At 66.3% G+C, this 9,122-nt stretch carries 7 protein-coding genes; 1 reads left to right on the top strand and 6 read right to left on the bottom strand.

Annotation, left to right across the window (positions count from 1 at the left end; all coding sequences use genetic code 11):
• Positions 1–106 precede the first annotated feature (106 nt).
• The 6 genes from ACEN88_RS18045 to ACEN88_RS18020 form a co-directional block, all read right to left on the bottom strand.
• Complete coding sequence (locus ACEN88_RS18045) at positions 107–1,891, bottom strand: IlvD/Edd family dehydratase (RefSeq protein ID WP_413341722.1); 1,785 nt, start codon at positions 1,889–1,891, stop codon at positions 107–109.
• 6 nt (positions 1,892–1,897) lie between these two features.
• Positions 1,898–2,788 (bottom strand): SMP-30/gluconolactonase/LRE family protein, encoded by an 891-nt coding sequence (locus tag ACEN88_RS18040; protein ID WP_413341720.1) that lies wholly within the window; start codon positions 2,786–2,788, stop codon positions 1,898–1,900.
• 1 nt (position 2,789) lies between these two features.
• A complete protein-coding gene (locus ACEN88_RS18035) occupies positions 2,790–3,578 on the bottom strand; it encodes an SDR family NAD(P)-dependent oxidoreductase (protein ID WP_413341718.1) in 789 nt (262 codons plus the stop codon).
• 31 nt (positions 3,579–3,609) lie between these two features.
• Entirely contained in the window at positions 3,610–4,797 is a 1,188-nt protein-coding gene (locus ACEN88_RS18030) for a fumarylacetoacetate hydrolase family protein (protein ID WP_413341716.1), read from the bottom strand.
• Between the two features lie 16 nt (positions 4,798–4,813).
• Positions 4,814–7,204: a glycoside hydrolase family 3 N-terminal domain-containing protein gene (locus tag ACEN88_RS18025; RefSeq protein WP_413341714.1), complete on the bottom strand. Its 2,391-nt coding sequence runs from the start codon at positions 7,202–7,204 to the stop codon at positions 4,814–4,816.
• A gap of 301 nt (positions 7,205–7,505) precedes the next feature.
• Complete coding sequence (locus ACEN88_RS18020) at positions 7,506–8,618, bottom strand: LacI family DNA-binding transcriptional regulator (RefSeq protein WP_413341713.1); 1,113 nt, start codon at positions 8,616–8,618, stop codon at positions 7,506–7,508.
• A gap of 219 nt (positions 8,619–8,837) precedes the next feature.
• Between ACEN88_RS18020 and ACEN88_RS18015 the strand changes: the two genes are divergently transcribed.
• On the top strand, positions 8,838–9,122 hold a 285-nt coding region (locus ACEN88_RS18015; RefSeq protein ID WP_413341711.1), incomplete at its 3' end, for an alpha-glucuronidase family glycosyl hydrolase.

The raw sequence follows: 9,122 nt of genomic DNA, 5'->3' as shown, positions 1-9,122 counted from the left end.
GCGAGTTTGAACTGCTCGCTGTACTTGGCCATGAAAAAACCCCAAAAGTTGGTGTCCAACTTTTGGGGTTCAGTTCACGAACGGGCCCTTTCAGGGATGGTGACGATCAGTGGTTATGGCGCGGCATGTCGTGGCCGACGTCGCGGTACTGCAGGGCCATCTCCATTACGGCGCCCGTGTGCAGCTGGCCGACAGTCGCACGGTAGATCTGCTGCCACGGCGTCTGGTTGCCCGGAATCGGCGGCGGCGCGTCCTTGCGGCGCGCTTCCAGTTCCTCGTCGGAGATCAGCACGTTGCAGCTGCCCGTGTTCAGGTCCACGCGCACGCGGTCACCCGTGCGCAGCAGCGCCAGGTTGCCGCCCGCCGCGCTTTCCGGCGACGCGTTCAGGATCGACGGGCTGTCCGACGTGCCGGACTGGCGGCCGTCGCCCAGCGTGGGCAGCGCGTTGATACCCTTCTTGATCAGTGCATCGGGCGGTTGCATGTTGACGACTTCCGCCGAACCGGGCCAGCCCACCGGACCCGAACCGCGGATCACCAGCATCGTGTTTTCGTCGATGCCGAGCGCCGGATCGTTGATGCGGTGGTGGTAATCGTCCGAACCGTCGAACACGACGACCTTGCACTCGAACGCGTTTTCCGAGCCCGGCGCCGACAGGTAGCGCTGGCGGAAGGCGTCCGAGATCACGCTCGTCTTCATGATCGCGAAGTCGAACAGGTTGCCCTTCAGGACCATGAAGCCGGCCTTCTGCTTCAGCGGCTGATCGAACGGGGTGATCATTTCGCGATCAATGCTTTCGCGGCCGACGAGGTTCTCGGCCATCGTCTTGCCGGTGACGGTCTGGCGCTTCGAGCGCAGCAGGCCTTTCTGCTCCAGCTCCCACATGATGGCGGGCGTGCCGCCGGCGCGGTGGTAACGCTCGCCGAGGTATTTGCCGGCCGGCTGCATGTTCAGCAGCAGCGGCACGTCGTAGCCGTATTCCATCCAGTCTTCCGGCGTGATTTCGACGCCGGCGTGACGGGCCATCGCGACGATGTGCGGCTGCGCGTTGCTCGAACCGCCGATCGCGGCGTTGACGACGATCGCGTCGATGAACGCGTCGCGCGACAGGATCTGCGACGGACGCAGGTCTTCGAACGCCATGCCGACGATGCGCTTGCCGGTCTCGTACGCCATCTGGCCGCGCTCGCGGTACGGCGCCGGGATGGCCGAGCAGCCCGTCAGCGACATGCCCAGCGCTTCGGCGATGGCGTTCATCGTCGACGCGGTGCCCATCGTGTTGCAGTGGCCGGCCGACGGTGCCGATGCGGTCGCGATGTCGATGAATTTCTTCTCGTCGATCTCGCCCGCGGCGAGGCGGCGGCGGCCCTTCCAGATCGCGGCGCCGGAGCCGACCAGTTCACCTTCGAACCAGCCGTCCAGCATCGGACCGCCGGACAGCACGATCGCGGGGATGTCGACGGTGGCGGCGGCCATCAGCTGGGCCGGCGTCGTCTTGTCGCAGCCGGTCGTCAGCACGACGGCGTCGATCGGGTAGCCGTGCAGGATCTCGACGAGGCCCAGGTAGGCCAGGTTGCGGTCCAGCGCCGCGGTCGGACGGCGGCAGTTCTCGAAGATCGGATGCAGCGGGAATTCCATCGGGATGCCGCCGGCGTCGCGGATGCCGTCGCGCACGCGCTTGGCCAGGTCCAGGTGGATGCGGTTGCACGGCGAGATGTCGCTGCCGCTCTGGGCGATGCCGATGATCGGCTTGCCGGAGCGGAGTTCCTCGGGGGTGATGCCGTAGTTCATGAAGCGCTCGAGGTAGAGCGCGGTCATGTCGATGCGCTCTTCGTTATCGAACCAGTCCTGCGACCGGAAGCGCTTCGGTTTGCTGTTCTGTTGTGTCATTCCGTATTACTCCTGCAGCCGCAGCACGTGGTGCGGCAATCCGGCCGTCTCGGCGCGGAAGGTGAACAGCGCGCCCGCGAGCGGCTGCTGGGCCAGTTCCTCGGCCGTCAGGCCCTTGCGCGCCGACGTCGCGTACACGGTGCGCAGGTCGTCGCCGGCAAAGGCCAGTTTGGTGATGTTCGAGCAGGGGAAGCGCACTTCGCCCACCTTCTCGCCTTGCGGATTGCGGCGTTCGATGCGCCAGCCGCGGAACACCGCGATCCACACATAACCCTCGGCGTCGACCGCCATCCCGTCCGGCCAGCCGCCGTCGGTGATCTCTGCGAACAGGCGCTTGTTCGCCAGGCTGCCGTCTTCCGCCAGGTCGAAAGCATACACCCGTTTATCGAGCGTGTCGGTGTGATACAGCGTGCGTCCGTCCGGGCTCACGGCCGGGCCGTTCGTGATGATGTAGCCGTCGTCCATGCGTACGACGCGCGTGCCGTCGAAACGGTACAGGACACCCGACGGCGCTTCTTCCGCATCGTCCATCGAACCGAACCACAAACGGCCCTGCGCGTCGACGTGGCCGTCGTTGAAGCGGTTGCCCGTCACGTCCGCCTCGACCTTCGCGAACGGGACGAACTCGCCGGTCGCTTCCACGAAGCGGTACAGGCCATCTTCGAGCGACACGACGAGACCGCCGTCCGACGCCCGCACGACGAAGCTCACCTGGCCCGGTGCGTCCCAGCTCTGCCGGTTGCCGCCGTCGGCGTCGCAGCGGTGCAGGCGCTTGCCCTTGATGTCGACGAACCACACCTGCCTGGCCGGGGCATCCCACAGGACGCCCTCGCCCAGCGTCGCGCCGACTTCCCACAATGGGGTGGGTTGCGTGGCGATCGTGGGGTTATTTTCCATCTTATGCGCCATACCAGCCCGCGTCGACGAAGTATTCACGGCCGGAGATGTGACGCGCATTGTTCGACGCCAGGAACAGCGCCAGCGCGGCCACGTCTTCCATCTCGACGCGCTCGGGGATGCACTGGCCGGCCAGGATGCGCGCTTCCTCATCCGGGTTGTGCCACAGCGCCTTCTGGCGCGGCGTGACGACGGCGCCCGGGACGACCGTGACGGCACGGATGCCGTGCGGGCCGAATTCGCGCGCCATGTTGCGGGTCATGCCTTCGATGGCGGCCTTCGCCATCATGTACAGGCCCAGTTGCGTGTGCGGCAGGTGCCACGAGATCGAACCGAAGTTCAGGAGCACGCCGTACTTGCGCGCCTTCATGCCCGGGATGACGGCCTGCGCGCAGAAGTACTGGTGGCGCAGGTTCACGTTCATGCGGCTTTCCCAGTACGCCGGCGTCACGTTCTCGATGTCGTGGCGGTCGTCGTTGGCCGCGTTGTTCAGCAGGATGTCGACGCCGCCCGCTTCCTCGTCGATGCGCGCGAAGGTCGCCTTCAGCTCGTCGAGGTTGGTCAGGTCGCACTTGATGAACTTCGGCGCGATGCGCGAGTTGGCCAGCGACGCTTCCAGGGAACGCGACGCTTCCTCGGCGATGTCGAGGAAGTAGACACGGGCGCCCTGGCCGGCGAAGGCCGTGGTCAGCTCGGCGCCGATGCCGCTGCCGCCGCCGGTGATGACGACGCGCTTGCCGGCGAGGTCGGGGAACGTGGCGTAGACGAATGCTTGGTTTTGTTCAGACATGTAATTCTCGTTGTAATCAAGGAGGCGCGGCTCAAGCCGCGCCAGAGGACAGCAGGCCGCGCTGGGCCAGGTTGGCGTACAGTGCACGCACGCCGAAGGTCCACGGTGCGATCTGGTCGCTGCGCTGGACGGTATTGACCAGCGTGCCCAGCGACGGCGTGGAGATGCTCACGCGGTCTCCCGCGTGGTGGGTAAAGCCGCCGCCTTGCGCGTCGCGGTCCTTGATCGGCGAGAACATCGTACCGAGGAACAGCATGAAGCCGTCCGGGTACTGGTGGTGCTTGCCGCAGGTCTGGCGCACGAGGTCCAGCGGGTCGCGGCTGATCTCGCGCATGAAGCTGGCGCCGGCCAGTTCGAAGTTGTCGTCGACGCCTTCGATCTGCATGCGCACTTCCGCGTTGCGCAGCGTGTCGATGTCGAAGTCGCCGTCGAACAGGCGGATGAACGGGCCGATGGCGCACGAGCCGTTGTTGTCCTTCGCCTTACCGAGCAGTAGCGCGCTGCGGCCTTCGATGTCGCGCAGGTTGACGTCGTTGCCCAGCGTGGCGCCGACCACTTGCGCGCGGCTGTTCACGGCCAGGACGATTTCCGGTTCCGGATTGTTCCAGTGCGACGACGGGTGCAGGCCGACGGCCGCGCCGTGGCCGACCGCCGACATCGGCTGCGACTTGGTGAACACTTCCGCGTCCGGGCCGATGCCCACTTCCATGTACTGCGACCACATGCCGCGTGCCGACAGGTCCGCCTTCAGGCGCATGGCAGCTTCGCCGCCCGGTTCCAGTTCCGACAGGTTCGTGCCGATGGTTTCCTGCAGCTGCTGGCGCAGCGCCGCCGCGCGGGCCGGGTCGCCCTTGGCCTGTTCCTCGATCACGCGCTCCAGCAGGCTGACGGCGAACGTGACGCCGCATGCCTTGATCGCCTGCAGGTCGCACGGGGCCAGCAGGCGCACCGCGTTGCCTTCGTCACCGGCCAGCGCGGCGGCGACCAGCGCGTTGACGTCGCCCAGGTCCTCGCCTTCCGCGCCGCGCACGATGGCGACCAGGTCGTCGCGCTCGAGCAGTTCGGACACGGTCGGCGCGTGGCGGGTGATATCGATTACACGACCGTTACGGACGGCCACTACGGCCGGGCCATTGGTCGGAGCTGAACGCCAGACGCGGCCGACCATCAAGGCCTGGTCGAGGTCCTGGGGCAGCGGGTTGGCTTGGGTAGCTGTCATGTCTTGTCTCTCTTGGTTATGCCACCGTCAGGGTCGCCTTCTTCAGGTCGACGCTGTTCGGTCCTGCGAAAATGGTGAACGTCCCCGGTTCCACGACGCGTTTCATGTCGGCGTTGTAGAACCACAGGTCGGTCGGTTTGATGTCGAAGGTGACCGTGCGCTTTTCGCCCGGCTCCAGCGTCACGCGCTGGAAGCCCTTCAGTTCGAGCAGCGGACGGGTGACGGAGCTGACGTCGTCGCGGATGTACATCTGCACGACTTCGTCGCCGCGCACGGCGCCCGTGTTCCGCACGTCCACTTGTACCTGGGTCGTGCCATTCGTCGCGATCCGGTCCTTCGTGAGGCGCGGTGCGGAGATGTCGAAGCGGGTGTACGACAGGCCGTAGCCGAACGGGTACAGCGGCGTGGTCACGTCGTCGATGTAGCCGCGGCGGCTGCTCGGCTTGCGGTTGTAGAACATCGGCAGCTGGCCGACGTTGCGCGCGATGGTGACGGGCAGCTTGCCGCCCGGGTTCGCGCGGCCGAAGATCAGGTCGGCGACGGCGTGGCCCGTTTCCTGCCCCATGTACCAGCATTCCATCAGCGCATCCGCGCGTTCGGCCAGGTAGTTCACGGACAGCGGACGGCCGTTCAGCAGCAGCACGACGGTCGGCTTGTTCAGCGCGAAGATGGCGCGGGCCAGGTCGTTCTGCTGGCCGATCAGGTCGAGCGTGGTGCGGTCGCCCAGATGGTTGTCGGCCCACGCTTCACGCGCGGTCTGCTCGTTGTCGCCCAGGACCATGACGATGGTGTCGGCCTTCTTCGCCGCTTCCACCGCCTCCGCGATCAGGCGCGCATTGACTTCCGGCTTGGTCCAGACGATTTCGTCCTGGCCCCACACGTGGCCTTCCGTCAGCCGCACGCCTTCCGAATAATCCAGCGTGAAGCCGCCGGCCTGCGCTTCCTTCTGCAGCGCCTCGTACACGGAGACGACGTGGCGCGGCTTGTCGGAATAGCCGCCGATCGGCGTGTCCTTCGCGTGGGTGCCCACCAGCAGCAGCTTGCCGACCTTGTTCGGCGCGAGCGGCAACAAACCCTTGTCGTTTTTCAGCAGGACCGCGGTGCGTTGGGCTGCCTTGCGCGCGAGGGCGATGGCTTCCGGCGTCGCGGTGCGGGCTGCTGCCTGGTCGGCGTCCGCGTACGGGTTCTCGAACAGGCCCGCGTCGAATTTCCAGCGCAGGATGCGGCGCACGACGGCGTCGAGTTCCTTCGTCGTGATCTTGCCTTCCTTGACCAGTTCGTCCAGCGCGGCGAAGCCGGCGGGGTCCGGCGTCTCGATGTCGACGCCGGCCTTGAATGCGCGCAGGCCGCCTTCCTTCACCGAGCCGACCAGGTGGTGGCGGCTGCCCAGTTCCGCGACCGCCATGTAGTCGGACACGGTCAGGCCCTGGAAGCCCCATTCCTTGCGCAGCACGTCCGTCAGCAGCCAGCGGTTGGCATGCGACGGGACGCCGTCGATCTCGTTATACGACGGCATCACGGCCGCGATCTTCGTTTCCTTGATGATCTTCTCGAACGGCGGGAAGAAGTCTTCGCGCAGCGCGCGTTCGCCCACGTTCGCCGGACCGATGTTGGTGCCCGATTCGGGCTGGCCGTGGCCCGTCATGTGCTTCAGCGTGGCAAAGACCTTGTCCTGCGCCAGCGGCAGCGTGTTGCCCGAGAAGCCCAGCACGGCCGCCTTGCCCATGACGCCGCACACGTGCGGGTCTTCGCCATAGGTCTCTTCGATACGGCCCCAGCGCGGCTCGCGCGCCACGTCGACGACCGGCGCCAGCGCCAGGTTGGCGCCGCGTGCGCGCATTTCCTTCGCGGCGAGCGAGAAGATCTGCTCGACGAGTTGCGGATCGAACGTGGAGGCCAGGCCGATCGCCTGCGGGAAGCTGGTCGCTTCCGGCGCCACGTAGCCGTGCAGCGATTCCTCGTGCATGAAGACGGGGATGCCCAGGCGCGTGTTTTCCATCGCCCACTTCTGCACGGCGTTCACGTAGTCCGCCGTTTCCTTCGGGCCGCGGTTGCCGACGGCGCCCGAGTTGCCGGCATTGTTGTCCGCACCGATCTGGCGGTCGGACGGGCGCGCGAACATGCCCATGCCGTGCGGGTGGACTTTTGCCGCCTTCTCGGCGTTGAAGCTCGTATCGTCGTTCTGGAGATCCTTCTTCGTCAACCAGATGCATTGCAGCTGCGCGATTTTTTCATCGACCGTCATGCGACCCAGCAGGTCTTCCACGCGCGCCGCGACGGGCGCGTTCGCCTGCTTGTAGACCGGTGCGCCCCCTTTGGCGGCTTTTGCCGCCAGCGCGCCCGGCACGACTGCCATGCCGGCCGCGCCCCCAACGGTGGCCAGAAACTCTCTGCGTTTGATACCCATCGACTTATGTCTCCTGCTTGTTTTTGTATGCCGCCGTGTGGCCGGCGGAGTGTGGTCTGCCTGGCATGCGGTGGATCGAGGTCCAACATTCTAATAACAGAAATGTTACCGCAACCATTCCAGTCTAATCGTCTAATTTGGCGCTTGTCAATGAATTATTGGGTAGATGTCCGGCAGAGGCGACGCAACAGCCTCCGCGAATGGCGGAATTGGCGGGAAAAGAGGGAATTGAGGATGTTTGCGCGAACAGTTTATGCGTTGCGCGTAGTCGGCCGCGACTGGGCGCCGCGGCCGGGAGGGATCAGCCGGCGCGCTTGGCGGCGGTGAGCGGCAGCAGTGCCGAAGGACGGGTGCGCGGTGCGGCGTCGGACTGGCGGCGTACCAGTTCGAAGTCCATGCGCACCTGTTCCGGCTCGGCCTCCTCGCCTTCGCGCAGCGCACGCACGCGGCGCACGAGCGACTGCACGGCTTCGCGCGCCATGCCGGCGATCGGCTGGCGCACGGTGGTCAGCTCCGGCCAGATCGTGGTGGCGAGCGCCGTGTCGTCGAAGCCGGTGACGGTCAGGTCGCCCGGCACGTCCAGCCCCAGGCGGTGCGCGACGGCGACGCAGGCGGCCGCCATGTCGTCGTTGCTGGCGAAGATGGCCGTCGGGCGTTCTTCCAGCGCCAGCAGGTGCTCGGCCGCGTCGAGGCCGGAGCGGTACGTGAACATGCCTTGCACGACGAGTTCTTCGGACGCGTCCGCGCCCTGCTCCGCGACGGCCGCGCGATAGCCTTCGAGGCGGCGCGCGCTCGCGGTCTGGTTCGGATGGCCGACGACGAAACCGATGCGGTGGTGCCCCAGGTTGACCAGGTGGCGCGTCATCGCATGTGCCGCTTCGTAGTCGTCGATGCTGACGGCGCCCACGCGGCTGTCCGGCAGGCCGCACGCGACGACGACGGCCGGGATGTTCGCGTCCGCGATGGCGGCGAGCACCTCCTCGCTGTCGCACAGCGGCGGCGGCAGGATGATGCCGTCCAGGCCGTTCTCGACGAGGCGGCGCGTCTGTTCCGCTTCATGCTCGCCGGCTTCGCATTTTTCCACGAACAGCTGGACGTTGTTCAGGCCCGACTGGCTCAGGAGGCCGACGAGGAACTCGCTCAGATACGCCGCGCTCGGGTTACTGTACAAGAAGCCGACGCGGATCGGCTTGGAGCCCGCGAGGTTGCGCGCTTCCTGGTTCGGCGTGTAGTTCAGCGCCGCCACGGCTTCCGCGACCTTGCGGCGCGTGCTTTCGCGCACGAGGCCCTTGCCGTTCATGACGCGCGAGACCGTCATGGCGGACACGCCCGCGAGCTTGGCGACGTCGGCCATCGTCGGCTGGCCCCGTCGTTCCAGCTCTTCCTGGACGGACTCTGGTTTGGTCTTGGTCATTCTCCCTATTCCCCATCATTTTTTGTTTGCGCTATCTTAGCACTTTCGTCCCATGCAAAGATAGCCATAAACATGACCGTAAACACTCATAAATCGATTTCCCATTTCCAGAGTTTGCGCTAACATTCCTGCGCCGGACGGGCCGCCGCACCCGGTACTCATATAAATACAACGGAGACTACGATGCGATATTTGCCGCGGCTTGTCCGCGCACGGATCATGACGGCGTTCGTCCTGAATCTCGTGCTTGCCCTGGTCGGCACCCACCTCGCCCACGCCGCCGATGAAGACGGCTACGACCTGTGGCTGCGCTACCGCCCCCTCCCCGCAGCCCAGAGGACCGCACTGGCGGCCGCCGCCACCGGCATCACGGCACCCGACGACACCCCGACCGTGCGCGCCGCCGGCGCGGAACTGAAACGCGGCCTCGCCGGCATGCTGGGCCGCACGCCGGATGCCATCCCCCTGAACGCGAAGGCACGCGCCGGCACCATCGTCCTCGCC

Source organism: Massilia sp. CT11-108 (genome assembly GCF_047302915.1).
Taxonomy (GTDB): domain Bacteria; phylum Pseudomonadota; class Gammaproteobacteria; order Burkholderiales; family Burkholderiaceae_D; genus Telluria; species Telluria orientalis.
This window is presented reverse-complemented; position numbering and strand designations above follow the sequence as displayed.

Excerpts from the sequence above, each read along its gene's own strand:
- ACEN88_RS18045 (WP_413341722.1), bottom strand. The coding sequence starts at position 1,891 with ATGACACAACAGAACAGCAAACCGAAGCGCTTCCGGTCGCAGGACTGG.
- ACEN88_RS18040 (WP_413341720.1), bottom strand. The coding sequence starts at position 2,788 with ATGGAAAATAACCCCACGATCGCCACGCAACCCACCCCATTGTGGGAA.
- ACEN88_RS18035 (WP_413341718.1), bottom strand. The coding sequence starts at position 3,578 with ATGTCTGAACAAAACCAAGCATTCGTCTACGCCACGTTCCCCGACCTC.
- ACEN88_RS18030 (WP_413341716.1), bottom strand. The coding sequence starts at position 4,797 with ATGACAGCTACCCAAGCCAACCCGCTGCCCCAGGACCTCGACCAGGCC.
- ACEN88_RS18025 (WP_413341714.1), bottom strand. The coding sequence starts at position 7,204 with ATGGGTATCAAACGCAGAGAGTTTCTGGCCACCGTTGGGGGCGCGGCC.
- ACEN88_RS18020 (WP_413341713.1), bottom strand. The coding sequence starts at position 8,618 with ATGACCAAGACCAAACCAGAGTCCGTCCAGGAAGAGCTGGAACGACGG.